The organism is Helicobacter pylori (genome assembly GCF_003637685.1).
Lineage (GTDB): Bacteria > Campylobacterota > Campylobacteria > Campylobacterales > Helicobacteraceae > Helicobacter > Helicobacter pylori_CJ.
On sequence record NZ_MVWW01000004.1, the window covers coordinates 82,636 to 97,643 of the forward strand.

A 15,008-nucleotide genomic window follows, 5' to 3' on the forward strand; every position below is an offset into this window, starting at 1 on the left:
TTTAAAATCCTTTTAAGAAATCTTTCTAAAACTCAGCGCTTTAAGCACATGAGATTTTTCTATATCCTCGCAAGCGTTTAAATCCGCAATCGTCCTAGCGACTTTTTTGACCTTATTAACAGAACGCATGGACAGATTAAACCTTTCAACCGCCTGCTCTAACAACTTTTGCGCTTCAGTATTTAAAGGGCAAAATCGTTCGATCTGCTCTTCATTAAGCTTACCATTAAAAGCGCTCTGCTTCCTTAACTTTTGCTGTTTGAAAGCTAACAATACTAATTCATGCATCTCTTTTGAAGTCCAAGAATGCGACGGCGTGTCTTTATAATTCCCCTCTTCCATTTGCACGAATAAATCAATCCTATCCAAAAAAGGCTCGCTCAAGCGGTTTTTATACTGCGTGATCTCTCTGTCTTGGCAACGGCATGCTTTGGTGGCGCTGAGTAAATTCCCGCACAAGCAAGGGTTTTGAGCCCCCACGAATAAAAAAGAGGTTTCGTATTCAATCTTGCTGTGCACTCGTGAGATCACTAATTTATTGTTTTCTAAAGGCTCTCTCAAAGCTTCCAAAATATCCTTTTTAAAATGAGGCAATTCATCAAAAAAAAGCATGCCGTTATGCGCTAGCGCGATTTCGCCGGGTTTTGGCTCTCTTAAAGAGCTTGAGCCTAAAATGCTGGATTTTGAAGCGCTCTGGTGAGGGTTTCTAAAACTCCTTAAGGGGTAATAGGCGCTGTCTTGCTCGCTTAAAATGCGTAATTTTGTCGCTTCTAAGATTTCATTCAGGCTTAAGGGAGGCAAGATATAACGCATGCGATTAATGATCATGCTTTTCCCACACCCTGGACTTCCCTCTAAAATCAAGTTATGAAACCCAGCGCTAGCGATCAAAGCGGCTTCTTTAGCGACAGCTTGCCCCTTAACTTCTTTAAAATCTAAGGCATAGGCGTCTGAAAAATAATACTCTTTATCGTTCAATTCTATCGTTTTAAAAGGTAATTTTTTCGTGTGAGTGTCTGCTTTGATTTCAGGGTTTTGTAAGATTTCTAACGCTTCTTTAAAGTGATCCACAAAAAAGCATTGCAAATTAGGGATAAGCGAAAAAAGTTCCTCATTCGCTTTAGGCGCAATGATTTTGGCATGAGGGTGTTTGATGGCAATGTCTAAAAGCATGGGGAAAATGTTGGAATTGGGTTTGATCTTGCCATCAAGCCCTAACTCCCCAAAAGCAAACCACTCTTTAAAAGCCAACTCTTGTTTTTGTAAAGCGATTAAAAGAGCGATAGGCAAATCAAAATGGCTCCCGGATTTAGGCAAATCTGAGGGAGAAAGGTTGATGGTGATTTTTAAAGGCGGGAAAGTGAAATCATTATTTTGTAAAGCCGATTGAACCCGTTGCTTGGCTTCTTGGATAGAGTTATTAGCCAAGCCTGAAATCACAAACGCCGGCAAAGCCCTTGTGAAAGTCGCCTCCACAGCCACGATTTCTGCCACCCCCCTTTGCATGGTTGCGCAAAATATCGTGTTGATCATGGTTGTTACTTGCGTTTTTGTTGTTTTTGCAGCTCTTTGAGTTCTTTTTCAAATTTCTTACGCTTCAAAATGGATAATTTATCCACGAATAACACGCCATTGAGGTGATCGATCTCATGCTGAATGGCTACCGCTAAAAGCTCGCTCGCTTCTAAAGCTTTCACTTCAGCGAAGCGGTTTTGGTATTCTATCTTAACCTTTTCAAAACGCTCCACCTCTTCATAAAATCCCGGCACAGACAAGCACCCCTCTCTATACATCATTGATCCCCCAGTTTCTATAAACTTAGGGTTAATGATTTCCAAGCAGTCTTCTTTGTGTTGCACGCCGTCTTCTTGCGGGAGGTTGATAATAAGCATTCTTAAGGGTAAGCCCACTTGAATAGCGGCTAAGCCTATCCCTTCACTAGCGATCATGGTTTCATGCATGTCGTCTAGTTGTTGGTGGAGTTTTGCATCAAAAGAAACGACCTCTTTAGAAATCGTTCTTAAGATTTTAGAAGGGTAATGGATAATCTCTAATAACGCCATGCAATCACTTCACATTTTTCTGCAACACTTTATCAATCAAGCCATATTCTTTAGCTTCTTTAGCGCTCATATAAAAATCCCTATCCGTGTCTTTAGCGATTTGCTCCAAACTCTGCCCTGAGTTTTGAGCCAAAATAGAATTCATCAAACCCTTAAGCCTAAGGATCTCGTTAGAAATGATTTCAATATCGCTCGCTTGCCCTTGAGCCCCCCCTAAAGGCTGGTGGATCATAATCCTTGAATGAGGCAATGAAAAGCGCTTGCCCTTAGCCCCACAGCTCAGTAAAAACGCTCCCATAGAAGCCGCTTGACCAATGCAAATCGTGGAAACATCAGGGCGGATAAAATTCATGGTGTCATAAATGCTAAGACCGCTTGTTATCACCCCACCGGGAGAATTGATATACAAGCCAATGTCTTTTTCAGGGTCTTCAGCTTCCAAAAACAAGAGCTGGGCCACGATAGAAGACGCCACACTGTCATTAATCTCACCGCTCAATAAAACAATGCGATCCTTTAAAAGGCGCGAATAAATATCATAGCTACGCTCCCCACGATCGGTATTCTCTATTACATAAGGAATGTATCCCATCATCTCTCCTTTTTAGCTGTTCAACCCGCTTGAGTTTTTTGAGCGTTGGGCCTCATTTTCTCTAAAATTTCTTGCTGTTCTTTAGGCAGGTTTTTATCCAACAAGTAAGTCAGCACCCTATCTTCAATCATCGCCATTTTCACCGCCGCTAACATGTTATTTTTGCGGTATTGCTCAATGAGATTTTCTGGGTTTTGCCCTGTCATCATCGCTTCATAATACAAAGTTTGAAAAACTTCATTGTCATGCACGCCAATTTTTTCTTCCTTCGCTAAAGCGTCAATGATAAAAGTGATTTTCACGCTTTTTGTCGCATCGTTTCTAAAGCTCTCACGCTTTTCTTTGGCTTTTTCTTGACTTTCTTGTAAGGATTTGACTTCCTCAGCTTGCATGGAATAAAGAGCGTTCCTGAATAACAAATCCATTTCTTGCTCTATGATCGTTTTAGGCAAATCAAAAACGATCTTTTCATCTAAATTTTCAATCAATTTTTCTTTCAGCTCTTCATTATAGAGCCTGGCTTTATTTTCTAAAAACAACTGCCCTTCAACCCTTTCTTTTAAAAGCTTTAAAGTCGCATTCTCTTCATTAGCTAGCACGATTTTAGCGAGTTCGTCATTGATTTCTAACGCTTCACGCGCTTGAATCTGGCGTAATTTCACTTTAAAAAGGGCTTCTTTGCCGGCCAAATGCTCTGCGTGGTATCCGCTAGGGAAAGTCAAATAAAATTCTTTTTCTCCGCCAACTTGCATGCCTAAAAGAGCCTTTTCAAAATCTTCTAGCATTTGCTTATTGCCTAAAATCAAAGTGAAATTCTCAGCCTTGCCCCCTTCAAAAGGCGCATTATCTATAAAGCCTTCAAAATCAATTGTCAATTTATCGTCGTTTTGCGCTTTTCTTTGAGCGTCAGCATCCACAAATTTCGCGTAATCTTTAGCGAGCTGTTTCAAACGCTCATTAATTTTTTCTTCATTTGGAACTTCCACTCCCACGCTAGGCACGCACTCTTTGATCTTGTCTAAAACAATCGTGGGTTTTAAGCCGATGTCCGCCTCTATTTCAAAATGCGTGTCTTTTTTTTCAAATTTAGTGAGATTGGGGCTGCCGATGAGATCCTTATTTTCAATCCCTAATTCCTTAAAAGCGTTTTTTAAAACCTCTTGAATCATCTCTTCTTGAGCGTCTTGTTCAATTTGGGCTTGATAGCGGGTTTTCACTAAACTAAGGGGGACTTTACCTCTTCTAAAGCCATCAATCTTAACTTTTTGAGCGATTTTTTGAGCGATTTTATCATAACGCTTTTCTAAATTTTCAATGGAAGGTTTAGCGCTCAAATGGGCGTTAGCGGTGTCAATCTTTTTCACTTCAAGATTCATTTCTTTCCTTAATGGTTAAAAAATTAAAGTTTTATAGGCATTATAGCTTAATTTGTTTTAATTCCGGTTGATAAAAAGCGGTTTTAATTCTGGTTTTCAAAAATTTAAAAAACTAAAAATCATAAGTTGAAGTGAGATAGACAGAAATATTGCGTTTGAGATCAAGGGTGTATAAAGGGGTTTTAAAATAATCATTAATTAAAAAAGGGATGCGCGCACCAAATTCTATCGCCCAATTCTTATACCTTGAAAAGCGGTAACGATACCCCACATTCAACATCACTTGAAACATGTAAGGGTGATAAATACTTGAAGGATCTTTAGCCCACTTTTTAAAAATCTTTGTTTCATAAAACCAGGTTTCTCCCACGAAATTCATCCCTAAAATCAGCGTCCCGAAAGCGCGTTTGTATAAAAAGTCAGCTCCCGCGCCATAAAAAATAGCGTTAATAAAAGTCTCTTTTCTTTGCAATTTTTCTCTATAGCTTTTAGGGATCTGCGAACTCTCCCTCAAACTATCGCCTAATACGCCTTTATTTTTAAGAAAAAACCCATAAGCATAATCCAAAGAAATATAGAAGCGGAAACCATAGCGCTCTTTTTTAGGAAAAAATTGTTTATAGCCATAAATCAAACTGACTTCAGCAAAAGGAATGTTTCGGTATTTTGAATGGTTTTCAAATTTTTCCCTACTCTGTAGCCATGACATTTGCACCACGCTTGTGCCATAATAATGGGAGCTTTTGTCTATGTTAAAAAGTTTTCTTTTGGACTTTTTAGGCTCAGCAAAACATGGAGGGTGGGTTTTACCCCTTAAACACTTCTTGGCTAAAAACCGCTGGTATCCTAGATCTTCTTCTTTGGCGATCGTATAAGTAACCAAATCATCAGCCCTTAAATACACGCTCAAAAAGAACGCTAAAAACCCCCTTTTAAGCAATTTGTTCAAGCGTTCTTTTCTTATGCGTTATTTGTCTTTATCGGTTTCTCTTGTTTTTCAATTCCTTGGCGTCTTTTTGATAAGATTCTAAATTCTTTTGAGTGAGCTTTTTGTCTATTTCTTGCATGATGCTTGTAAAAATCTTATTCAAAGCACTCTTGATCGCATCATTAGAATTGTCCGTTCCCTTAACCATGGTGCTAACCAACCCTCCGCTGTGGCTTGAATGGGTGGTTTTTAAGAATTTTTCTTGAATGTCCAACTCGCTCAAATCCATCGTAAAGGAATCTAAAGATTCCCCACTCATAGGCTCTAGTATAGTAACCTTAATAAACCCAGCCGGGATTAAAACCCCTTCCATTTTATCCAAACCAGTGGAGAATAATAACCCGGGTTCTGATTTTTTCTGTATGGTTCTTTTAGGATCGGGGCGTAAAACAATTTCGCCATTCATAGCGACAGCCAAATACCCTTCTTTTTTTTGCGCGAAAGAAAAATCGTCTTTATCGCTGCTATCCACATTGATAACCTTGTAGCCCTGATTTTGCAAAATCTGTTCAACCTTGAGCGCGGTTTGATTCTTGAATTTGTTTTCATACTCTTTAGCGATATTATCGCTATATTGGAAAGCTGGCCTTAAAAGCAGAATCTTTTCATCTAACGCTTGAACTTTCTCGCTAGCTGGATGGTAATTCAATTTCAAAGCGACTTCATTGGTTTCAATAATATGCGGGCTGCATCCCACTAATAAAGCCACCACGCTCGCGCCTAAAAGGCATTTTTTCCATGCAAAATCCTTAAAATGATTATTTGCTTTCATCGTTCTATCCTTGATTGTAATATTTTAGACTTCTATAACAACAAACCCGAAGCAACCAACACGCTTTTGTTGTCAAAATGTTATTTTACCCTAACATCTTTAGATTATTAGTTTTTTTCTATTTTTTAGCGTTATAATCCCCGCTTTTGCCTCCACTCTTATATTCTAACATCACACCGCTAATTGTCATGCTCTTATCAATGGATTTTACCATGTCATAAATGGTTAAAAGCCCTACGCTCACACTCATTAGCGCTTCCATTTCCACGCCCGTTTTAGCTTGAGTTTTGACTCTCGCATAGAGTTTAAAACTGCAAGTCTCTTTCTCTTCTAAAATGTCAATATCCACCCCATTGAGCATGATTGGATGGCACATGGGAATGAGCTCGTTTGTCTTTTTAGCCGCCATGATCCCAGCAATAATAGCAGTCTGCAATACCGGACCCTTTTTAACGCAATGATTAATGATAGCGTTATAAGCCTCTTCATTCATGTTGATACGACCGCTTGCTAAAGCGATTCTTTCAGTGGTTTCTTTATCCCCTATATCCACCATTTTAGGCTGATTTTCTTCGTTCAAATGAGTGAGTGGCATTTTTTTATCCTATTGTTTGGGGCGAAACGCTTGAATGTTTTTTTCATTCACTTGCATGTAATTCCCTAAAATCAAATCCACGCAATAAGGAACCGCCGGAAAAACCGCTTCTAAACACTCTCTAATGCTTTTTGGCTTACCAGGAAGATTGATGATCAAACTCTTATTCCTAATGCCAGCGCTCTGGCGCGATAGAATCGCTGTAGGCACGTATTTTAAGCTAGTCATTCGCATAAGCTCTCCAAACCCAGGAAGCATTTTTTGACACACTTTTTCTGTGGCTTCTGGGGTTACATCTCTTAAAGCAGGGCCTGTGCCTCCTGTGGTAACGACTAGATCGCATTGATACTCATCGCACATTTTAATCAGCGATTTTTCAATCAAATCCCTTTCATCAGCGACAATTTCGTAATGAAATTCTAAAGGATTGAGCAGATATTCACGCAACACTTCTTGTATCGCTTTACCGCTTAAATCTTCATAAACCCCTTTTGACGCTCTGTCGCTTGCGCTCAAAACGCCTATATGAATCGTTTGCATTAAACTCCTTTTTAAGCTAAAAGCCCGCTCCCTTTTAAAGGGTGGCTTCTTTCTTTGGCGTAGATGCGTTCATTATTGACTAAATCGTATTTCCAAATAGGAGCGTTACGCTTAAAATCTTCAATAAAATCTTCGTATAGTTCTAAGGCATTTTTTCTATTCTTCCCCATTAAAACGCATAAAAATGAGCTTTGTCCTATCAAAACATCGCCCAGGCTGTGCGCCATTTTTAACACCACGCCCCAATCTTTAGCTTTATGGTGCCATTTTTCAAACCAAGCCTTTAATAACGCTTCATGAATATCAAAACTCAAGCCTTGAATGTTATTTTCCTCTCTCACAATCCCCACAAACACACAAAACGCTCCAAAGTTTTTCGCGCAAGCTTCCTCTTGGTAGGCTTTCAAAAGCTCGCTAGTATCTAATGCCCCTTGAATGATTTTTAACACCTAGCCCCCACAAACTGGTGGCAACAAACTTACCACATCGCCATCTTTTAAAGGCGCATCTAAATTGTCTATTAAGCGATCATTAAGGGCTATCGCACAAACGCCCAACCACTCTTTTAAGCCCTCTTTTTCTTGTAAAATCGCTCTTAATTCTTTCAAATCATTCGCTTTGATGAAAAAATTTTCTTCTTTTATGGGTCCAAAGAATCGCACTTCTATCATTATCTTACCCCTATATTTATATTGCACCCTTTAAAGCATGATTTTAAAATGTTTTTAAAGCTTATTTTAAAAGAGTTTTCACAATAAATGCCCCATTTTGAGCTTTTTAACTTCCAAATACCCTTGATTGTGTTCGTTAGCGCACACAATCAAACTCTCTCTTGTTACTTCAGCGTATTTTTCTAAAGCGGCGATTTTTTTAGGGTTATTCGTGAGTAAGCGCATTTTTTTAATATGGTAATATTCTAAAATCTCACCCGCAACACTATAATCCCTTTCATCGTCTTTAAACCCTATCATTTCATTGGCTTGAATGGTATCATAGCCCTTATCTTGTAAAGCGTAGGCATTGACTTTATTAAATAGCCCTATCCCACGCCCTTCTTGGCGCAAATAAATCACTAGCCCCCCTTCTTTAGAAATCCTTTCTAACGCCATTTGCAACGCCCCCCCGCAATCGCATTTTTGAGAGCCTAAAGCGTCGCCGGTCAAGCATTCTGAATGCAAGCGCACTAAGGGGTTTTGAGAAAAATTAGGGGTGAAAATGACTAAATGATCTTTAGAGCCATTAGAACCCTTTTCTCTAAAACATTGGATATAAAACTCCCCAAATTGAGTGGGTAATTTGGCTTGGTTAGAGACTTCTAATCGTTTCAAGGATACTCCTAAAATTAGTTTTAAAAACGCGTCTTTTAAAAAAGGGTATTCTATCAAAACTCTTTATAATTTTCTTAAATTTTAAATTCTTAAAATTTGTAAGTCAAATTCAAGCCATTAGGGCTTAAGTTAGAGCGGATTTCATGTTTATTATAAATCCCTAAAGCTTCCCCAAGCCCTAAATCCCTAATGATAAAGCCTATAGGATCCATAAGGGCGATGGCTAAACGCCCTAAAAATAAAGAGCCAAAAAGCTTGCCTTCGTTGCGTTGGATATAGCGTGTGAGCTGGTAAAACCCTTCCCCTAAAATGGAGCCTAATAAAGGGGTGATCACCAAATCCTGCCAGCTAGGTACTTCCACAAACGCTTCCAAGCCATATTCCCAAAAAAGCGTGGAAGTGATAAAAGAAAAAAACGCTGATGCCATCCAGCTAAACCCAGCCATGCGCGGTTGCATATAGTACATAGCCCCAAAATAAGGGTGCAAAATTTCATTAAAAATAAAACTATCATTGTCTAGTTTTGGCCCCATGCGGACATTTTCAAACCAACTTTTGACGCCAAACTTTTCTCTATCCCAATTCGTTACGCTCTCTGGCATGAGATACAACCCCACAATCCCTATCACCAACGACACGCCCAAAATCCCTATACTTGTGCCTAAATATTTCCAACGGCTATTTGGGGCATAAGGGATCGTATTGCTCTTTTTAAACTTCTTTTTAAAGTGTTGCCAAATAAGATTTTTAGGGCTTCGTTTGAGCGTTTCTTCTAATTGAATGCTGTTAGCGTTTAAAAAACTACAGCCTAACCCCCAAATAATAACGCAAACCATCCAAATCTTTTGGAAGGTTTTTAGGAATATTTTCAATAATATTTTTAGGAATGTTTTTAATGAAATCAGCATAAACTCTATTATTACTCTCATCAGATTGCAAACTTTATTGCTTGACTTAAAAAGAGTTTATTATACCTTAAAAACATTACAACACATTCAACGAAGCTCAACAAGCCTCAAAGGCTAATCGTTTCCACAAGCTTAAGCCCAAACCCGCTCAAAGCCTTATACTGCCTGTCTTCACAAGAGCTTAACAGCCTGAAATCCTTTATCCCCAAATTTTTTAACACCAACGCTCCGATCCCAAAATCTTTAACGATATTGTTTTGTTCAGAATGGGTATTCATAAAAACCAAATAACCCCCTTCGCGCTTTAAATATTCTAACGCTTTAAAAAACACTTCAAATGCACCCGTCGTTAAAAAATCAAAATCCTCTTTGATAGGGTGGAAACGCACTAAAGGGGCCAAATCATGGTTTTTTGCGCCTTTAAATTTAAAAGCGTAATGGTTTTTTTGCTGGTGGTCTAAAAAAGTGTAGCATTGCGTTTGGTGTTTTAAAAATTCTTTTTCTTCTTGACAAAACATTTTCAGCAGATTTTCATTTTCCAAACGATAACTAATCAAATCAGAGACATAGAGGGTTTTAAGGTTATGTTTAAGAGCAAAGTCGCTCAAAAATTTATCCCCCCTTCTCGCCATAGAGCCGTCTTCTTTCATGATTTCACAAATCACGCTCACGGGCTTTAATCCGGCTAATTTGCATAAATCCACGCTCGCTTCCGTATGGCCCGTGCGCGCTAACACGCCTCCATCTTTTGCGATCAAAGGGAAAATATGCCCCGGGCGCACAAAATCGCTCGGTTTGGTGGTGTCTTTACACAACAATTCAATCGTTAAATGCCTCTCAAAAGCAGAAATCCCGGTTTTGGCTTCTTTAGCGTCAATGGAAACCGTGAAAGCGGTCTCATGGTTAGAATCATTCACGCTAACCATAGGGGGTAATTCAAATTTTTTCGCTAAATCTTTGGTCAAAGACACGCAAATCAACCCCCTAGCATGCGTGGCCATGAAATTGATTTTCTCAGGGGTAGAAAAAATCCCAGCTAAAACCAAATCCCCCTCATTTTCTCTGTCTTCATCGTCCATGACAATGAGCATTTCGCCATTTTTATACGCTTCTAAAGCTTCAGTAACTCGTTTTAAGATCATTCTAACTCCCTAAGTTTCATCCCTCCTAGTCTCATCCAATTAAAAAATTAATTGAGATTGTGAAAAAAGAAATATAGCATGTTTAATAACGATTATTACTTTATTGCTTTATTTAGCAAACCGCTTAAGTCTTTAAATCAATTGAATAAAACTTCCCCTATCATGCAAGAAATGCTCAAAGACTTATTCTAATGTTTGTAAAGTCTAATGATTAGTTTTTTCTAATGATTGGTTTTGGGTTATACCTAAAACTTTATCCAAGATTTTAACTGCGCTTTTATGCAAAGAACGGCCAATCCTGATGCTTAAAGGTAATTTTTTAGGCCTTTGTTTTTCTGTGTTGGAGTTTTGAGCGTTCATCTCATCGCAAGCGATCGCAAATTCTTCTAACACATAGTTTTTGACCCCATGCCAATAATGCCTATCCATCACGCAATCTATAGGCATCACCCATTTTTTCGTGCTGTATTTCAATAATTTTTGCGCGGCTTTGGGGGCTAAAACATACCCTTGAGTGCCAATGCCATCTTTAAAATTCAAGATTTGAGAAACCCCTTTAACGGGAGTTTTTTGTTTAGCCACATTTTCTTCTAAATGCATCAAGCGGATATAGCCTAACTCGTTGATGTGTTTATCACAAAACTCCAGGCTCTCTTTAAAACGCTCTTTTAAAACAATATCGTCTTCTAAAATACAGATCGCTTCATTGAGCTCTATGCATTTTTGCCACAACAAATAATGGCTCGCATAACACCCAAGCTCCCCAAACCCCATCCTCTTCCCGCAATGCTTGAGCGCGTAAAAGAAATTTTTGAACGCGCAAGGGGGGTGTTTTTCATTCTTACAAAAAGCCAATAAATCTTCAACCATAAAAGAAGGGTGCAAATGCTCTAAAATCAAGGGGTGTAATTGAGTGGGAGAGCTTTTAGAATAGATCGCATCAAAAATTTCATAAGAGATCCCTTGAAGTTTAAGGCTCTCTAAAAGGGGGGTTATATAAGTTTCTTTTAAAGAAAAATTTTGACAGGTTTTGGGGCTTAAATGAATAATAAAAACACGCATGTTAACCTTAATTCTTAATACAAATAAAATCAATATTAAACAGACTTACATTCTAGCGCAAATTTTAGTAAAATACGCATCATGTTAGATGATATTCCTATTACCATTCAAAAAAGTAAAAAAATCAAAACCCTAAGCTTGAATATCACGCCCTCTTTGGAAGTGATTCTAAAAATGCCTGATTCTTGCCCTCAAGCTAGGGCGAGCGCTTTTTTAAAAAAACAAGAAGCTTGGCTAAAAAAAACCTTTTTAAGCATGCAAGAAAAACACTCGCTCTTGCGCGCTAACCTAGAAACCTATCAAAATAAAATCCTTGTGTTTGATGAGGTCAAAAACGCCAACGATTACACCCTAACAGATCTTAAAAAAATCTTAAAAACTTATTTGGATCACAAACTCCCTTTGATCGCTCAAAAAATGCAAACTGCATACACCGGTTTTAGCATTAGAAATAACGCTAAAGTTTTAGGGAGCTGCTCTTATCGTAACCGCTTGAGTTTTGCTCTCTTACTGATTTGCGCCCAAAAAGAAGTCATTGATTATGTCATCATCCATGAACTCGCCCACACGATCCACAAAAACCATTCTCAAAATTTTTGGCGTTGCGTAAAAACCTTTTGCCCCAATTATCAAACCTTAAGAAATCATTTAAAACAAAATATTATTTTTTATTCCCAACTTCTTAAAACATTAAAGCCCTAAACCTTAAAAATGATAGCTCACATACGCTGTGATGCTTCTAGGAGGCGCGGCTTCTTTACCATTAGGGCTAGTGCCTATCCCGCTAAACCAATATTTCATGTTAAAAATATTATTGACTTGCAAGCTCGCATGAACGCTTTGCTTTTTACGCTCCCACAGAGTGCTAGAAATTTGCAAATTCCACACCCAATAGTACGGCGTCATGCCCGCTGTTTTGGTGGTGATAGCCCCATTTTTAATCGTGGGCGCGTATTGAATGAAAGGCACGGTGTTTAACACATCTGTATAAGCGCGGCTATAAAAGAAAGAGCTCAGTCCAATCGTGGTTTTAGCGTAAGTGTAGCTTGCATCTAGAATAAACTGGTGCGGGCTTACAAAAGGGAGCTTTTTGCCAAAAATATCTTTTTTAGGCCCTTTAGGATCAGCAGGGTTAGTGACCATCGTATGGCTTGTGATATTGGCGTCTATGAAAGTGTAAGCCGCATGGAAATTAAGCCCTCTAATAGGCGTGTAGTAGAGTTCCAGCTCCACGCCTTGCGACCTCGCATTGACTGGTTCTCTGTTATCCCCATAGCGCCCGGTAAAATAGTTATTCGCAAAAATCACAAAATAATTCGCGTTAAAACTCACTTGGTTGTTGAAATAATATCTTGAGCCGCCTTCCATGACATTAAAGATTTGAAAATAATCCGTGCTTGTGCCTACAAAACTACCGATATTGCTGAATTGGGGCGGGATATAGCTTCTTTGATAGTTGAAATAAAACAACCAATCTTTAATGGGTTTATAGCCCACATTCACTGCCGGATTCCACTGGTTATAACGCTCTTTAATGGTTTTTCCTGTTTGGCCTTCTTTAAAAGGGGGAGCGTCTTTTTTTTCATAATTTAAAAAAGTGTATCTCAAGCCAGGCGTGATCGTTAGCATGCCGTTATTGAAATTGATTTCATCGCTGGCATACACGGCGGTATAATTATTGAAATTATTGAGTGAAGTTCCTGCATCAAACCCACTGCCATTATTAGGCACGCTAGGGTTTTTCCTGGTGGTGGAGCGGCGGTATAAATCTTCAGTTAAAAACCGCATTCCCATATTAAAAGTTTGTTTGACTTTACCGGTATTGACAACGAGATTGAGTTTGGGCTCAAAAGCATTCACCACGAAGCGGCGGATCTGATCAAAAAATTGCCAGCAAGGGCTGTTCGTATCGCTATAAGAATACAACCCGCAATTAGGGTTAGTTGCGCTAATCTTTCCTTTCCCTTTAAAGGGGAGAATCTGGTTTTGACTGCTCATATACACGCTTTGGTATTGGTTAGAAAACCCAAAATCCCTGCTCATGTCATGCGTGAAATAAGTGAATTTAAAATCTCCCCCCACTTTCCTATCCGGGTCGCCAAAATAATTTTGATACACGATCTCAAAGCGTTTGGCTCGCCCTCCATCTTGATTGTCAGGGCGCTCGTTGATGAAGCGGTTATAAGCGTAATCTTGCGCGCTCAAAGTGCCTGGATGGTAAGAATTGTATTGATAATACTGGTAATAAGCTTTAAAAGTATTGGTCGCATTAATCTTATAGATCGCATCAAGCAAGTAGTTTTGCACCTTTGTGGGGCTGTTTTGCCTGAAACCTTGCCCGTTAATCCAATTGCCTTGAGCGCTAATGCCTATATGCTTACCCAACATTCCAGCCGTTCGCCCGTAAGTGTTAAACAGCATTTGGTTTCCTAAAGTTTGGGCTAAAGGCTTGCCTTTTTCCTCGGGATCGACAAAATTCCCATTAGAAGATCGCCCCCAAAAAGTGATCCTTTCAGCCGCTTGATTTTCCCACTCTTTTGGGATTTCTTTAGTGATGATATTCACCACGCCTCCAAAAGTGTTAGGGCCGTATTGAACGCTTGTGCCTCCCTTAATCACATCAATCCTATCCACTGACTGGAAAGTTACAGGGAAAATCGCCAGTTCAATATTAGAATACGGCGCACCATAAATGGGGATACCATTGACTAAAATCATGTTGGTGTTGCTATGCCCGTTACCGCCCCCACCAAAACCGCGCACTGAAATTTTAGGCAACACGCCTGTACCTGTAGCGTCTCTGATTTGAATCCCAGGCACGTTTTGCAAAGCGTTTTCAATATTCAAATTACCCGTTTTTTTGAGTTCTTTGTTAGAAATCACGGTGCGAGAGCTTGTGGAATTACGCACTTCTTCACTTTGCCAAGAAAGCGGGGCGCTTGAGCTGAATTTTTGCTCAGTGGTTGTAACTTTTTTTAAAAAATGGTGCTTATCTTTCGCGCCCACCGAAGAGCTAAAAGAAAAAGTCAAAACACCCAACGCTAAAAAATAAGGGGTTTTTACCCTCAAATAACCATTCATTATGATAACCTTTCTTATTTAATTCAAACCGATGCATATTATAAAAATAATTATTATAATTAACTTAAATTTTGAAGTTTGATTTTTTTATTTACAATTTGTTATTAAAACGATTTGAAAAAGGTTTTTAGTGTTTTTTTAAACAGCTAGCGTTTTTTAAAAACAGAGTGTTATGGGGGTTTTAGAATGCGTTATTTATTTATTTGAAGAAGAAACCATTACAACCGCTATTGCAAAACCAGCGTCATGGCTGATGCTTGCGCTCAAACTTTGAATATTAAAATAGTCCATTTTTTCTTTAGAAAGGGTGATTAAGGGGGCGTTTTTAGGGCTTTTAGAAATACGCATATCTAAAAAACTCAATTCTTTACCAATGCCTACTTGAAGGGCTTTAGAGCAAGCCTCTTTGAGCGCGAAAAACCCAGCGATACTACTAGATTTATTCTTACACAAAACAATTTCACTTGGCGATAAAAAACGCTCTAAAAACTTCATTTCAAAGCGTTTTGCAATCTTTTCTATCCTAGCAATAGAGACAATATCTACGCCAATCATTTAAAA

The 15,008-nt window shown here is 38.8% G+C and carries 16 protein-coding genes and 1 pseudogene; 1 reads left to right on the forward strand and 16 read right to left on the reverse strand.

What is annotated here, in order from left to right; genetic code table 11:
• Positions 1–12: 12 nt before the first annotated feature.
• The 14 genes and pseudogenes from EAL44_RS04110 to EAL44_RS04175 all read right to left on the reverse strand — a co-directional run bounded on the left by EAL44_RS04110 (position 13) and on the right by EAL44_RS04175 (position 11,366).
• A complete protein-coding gene (locus tag EAL44_RS04110) occupies positions 13–1,533 on the reverse strand; it encodes a YifB family Mg chelatase-like AAA ATPase (protein ID WP_121075011.1) in 1,521 nt (506 codons plus the stop codon).
• Between the two features lie 5 nt (positions 1,534–1,538).
• The gene (gene def, locus EAL44_RS04115) at positions 1,539–2,063 is read right to left on the reverse strand and encodes a peptide deformylase (RefSeq protein ID WP_121075014.1); all 525 of its coding nucleotides are present in this window, start codon (positions 2,061–2,063) and stop codon (positions 1,539–1,541) included.
• A 4-nt stretch (positions 2,064–2,067) separates the two neighbouring features.
• Positions 2,068–2,655, reverse strand: coding sequence for an ATP-dependent Clp endopeptidase proteolytic subunit ClpP (gene clpP / locus EAL44_RS04120; RefSeq protein ID WP_000540573.1), 588 nt, complete (start codon positions 2,653–2,655; stop codon positions 2,068–2,070).
• A gap of 20 nt (positions 2,656–2,675) precedes the next feature.
• Positions 2,676–4,031, reverse strand: a complete 1,356-nt coding sequence (gene tig, locus EAL44_RS04125) for a trigger factor (RefSeq protein WP_121075017.1) — start codon at positions 4,029–4,031, stop codon at positions 2,676–2,678.
• 112 nt (positions 4,032–4,143) lie between these two features.
• Positions 4,144–4,980, reverse strand: a complete 837-nt coding sequence (locus EAL44_RS04130) for an outer membrane protein (RefSeq protein WP_121075020.1) — start codon at positions 4,978–4,980, stop codon at positions 4,144–4,146.
• A gap of 28 nt (positions 4,981–5,008) precedes the next feature.
• A complete protein-coding gene (gene hpaA / locus EAL44_RS04135) occupies positions 5,009–5,791 on the reverse strand; it encodes a flagellar sheath lipoprotein HpaA (RefSeq protein WP_121075023.1) in 783 nt (260 codons plus the stop codon).
• A gap of 118 nt (positions 5,792–5,909) precedes the next feature.
• Positions 5,910–6,386 carry a cyclic pyranopterin monophosphate synthase MoaC gene (gene moaC / locus EAL44_RS04140; protein ID WP_121075026.1) on the reverse strand — a complete coding sequence of 159 codons (477 nt, stop codon included), beginning with the start codon at positions 6,384–6,386 and terminating at the stop codon, positions 5,910–5,912.
• A 9-nt stretch (positions 6,387–6,395) separates the two neighbouring features.
• Positions 6,396–6,926: a molybdopterin adenylyltransferase gene (gene mog / locus EAL44_RS04145; RefSeq protein WP_121075030.1), complete on the reverse strand. Its 531-nt coding sequence runs from the start codon at positions 6,924–6,926 to the stop codon at positions 6,396–6,398.
• A gap of 11 nt (positions 6,927–6,937) precedes the next feature.
• Positions 6,938–7,375, reverse strand: a complete 438-nt coding sequence (locus EAL44_RS04150; RefSeq protein WP_121075033.1) for a molybdopterin synthase catalytic subunit — start codon at positions 7,373–7,375, stop codon at positions 6,938–6,940.
• Positions 7,376–7,597 carry a MoaD/ThiS family protein gene (locus EAL44_RS04155; RefSeq protein WP_162970351.1) on the reverse strand — a complete coding sequence of 74 codons (222 nt, stop codon included), beginning with the start codon at positions 7,595–7,597 and terminating at the stop codon, positions 7,376–7,378.
• Between the two features lie 78 nt (positions 7,598–7,675).
• Positions 7,676–8,254: a GTP cyclohydrolase II gene (gene ribA, locus EAL44_RS04160; protein WP_000825060.1), complete on the reverse strand. Its 579-nt coding sequence runs from the start codon at positions 8,252–8,254 to the stop codon at positions 7,676–7,678.
• Between the two features lie 89 nt (positions 8,255–8,343).
• Positions 8,344–9,090 carry a DUF3943 domain-containing protein gene (locus tag EAL44_RS04165; protein ID WP_240448890.1) on the reverse strand — a complete coding sequence of 249 codons (747 nt, stop codon included), beginning with the start codon at positions 9,088–9,090 and terminating at the stop codon, positions 8,344–8,346.
• 179 nt (positions 9,091–9,269) lie between these two features.
• The gene (locus tag EAL44_RS04170) at positions 9,270–10,304 is read right to left on the reverse strand and encodes a bifunctional 3,4-dihydroxy-2-butanone 4-phosphate synthase/GTP cyclohydrolase II (RefSeq protein ID WP_121075039.1); all 1,035 of its coding nucleotides are present in this window, start codon (positions 10,302–10,304) and stop codon (positions 9,270–9,272) included.
• A 211-nt stretch (positions 10,305–10,515) separates the two neighbouring features.
• Positions 10,516–11,366: pseudogene (locus EAL44_RS04175) on the reverse strand (glycosyltransferase family 25 protein).
• An 81-nt stretch (positions 11,367–11,447) separates the two neighbouring features.
• On the opposite strand from EAL44_RS04175, the gene EAL44_RS04180 reads away from it, so the two are divergent.
• A complete protein-coding gene (locus tag EAL44_RS04180; protein WP_121075046.1) occupies positions 11,448–12,068 on the forward strand; it encodes a M48 family metallopeptidase in 621 nt (206 codons plus the stop codon).
• A 3-nt stretch (positions 12,069–12,071) separates the two neighbouring features.
• On the opposite strand, the gene EAL44_RS04185 is transcribed toward EAL44_RS04180, so the two are convergent.
• The gene (locus tag EAL44_RS04185) at positions 12,072–14,447 is read right to left on the reverse strand and encodes a TonB-dependent receptor family protein (protein ID WP_121075049.1); all 2,376 of its coding nucleotides are present in this window, start codon (positions 14,445–14,447) and stop codon (positions 12,072–12,074) included.
• Between the two features lie 195 nt (positions 14,448–14,642).
• Complete coding sequence (acpS, locus tag EAL44_RS04190) at positions 14,643–15,002, reverse strand: holo-ACP synthase (RefSeq protein WP_121075052.1); 360 nt, start codon at positions 15,000–15,002, stop codon at positions 14,643–14,645.
• Positions 15,003–15,008: the final 6 nt, after the last annotated feature.

Bases quoted from the DNA above. Each gene is read 5' to 3' on its own strand.
- EAL44_RS04110 (WP_121075011.1), bottom strand. From the start codon at position 1,533: ATGATCAACACGATATTTTGCGCAACCATGCAAAGGGGGGTGGCAGAA.
- def (WP_121075014.1), bottom strand. From the start codon at position 2,063: ATGGCGTTATTAGAGATTATCCATTACCCTTCTAAAATCTTAAGAACG.
- clpP (WP_000540573.1), bottom strand. From the start codon at position 2,655: ATGGGATACATTCCTTATGTAATAGAGAATACCGATCGTGGGGAGCGT.
- tig (WP_121075017.1), bottom strand. From the start codon at position 4,031: ATGAATCTTGAAGTGAAAAAGATTGACACCGCTAACGCCCATTTGAGC.
- hpaA (WP_121075023.1), bottom strand. From the start codon at position 5,791: ATGAAAGCAAATAATCATTTTAAGGATTTTGCATGGAAAAAATGCCTT.
- moaC (WP_121075026.1), bottom strand. From the start codon at position 6,386: ATGCCACTCACTCATTTGAACGAAGAAAATCAGCCTAAAATGGTGGAT.
- mog (WP_121075030.1), bottom strand. From the start codon at position 6,926: ATGCAAACGATTCATATAGGCGTTTTGAGCGCAAGCGACAGAGCGTCA.
- EAL44_RS04155 (WP_162970351.1), bottom strand. From the start codon at position 7,597: ATGATAGAAGTGCGATTCTTTGGACCCATAAAAGAAGAAAATTTTTTC.
- EAL44_RS04165 (WP_240448890.1), bottom strand. From the start codon at position 9,090: ATGGTTTGCGTTATTATTTGGGGGTTAGGCTGTAGTTTTTTAAACGCT.
- EAL44_RS04170 (WP_121075039.1), bottom strand. From the start codon at position 10,304: ATGATCTTAAAACGAGTTACTGAAGCTTTAGAAGCGTATAAAAATGGC.
- EAL44_RS04180 (WP_121075046.1), top strand. From the start codon at position 11,448: ATGTTAGATGATATTCCTATTACCATTCAAAAAAGTAAAAAAATCAAA.
- EAL44_RS04185 (WP_121075049.1), bottom strand. From the start codon at position 14,447: ATGAATGGTTATTTGAGGGTAAAAACCCCTTATTTTTTAGCGTTGGGT.
- acpS (WP_121075052.1), bottom strand. From the start codon at position 15,002: ATGATTGGCGTAGATATTGTCTCTATTGCTAGGATAGAAAAGATTGCA.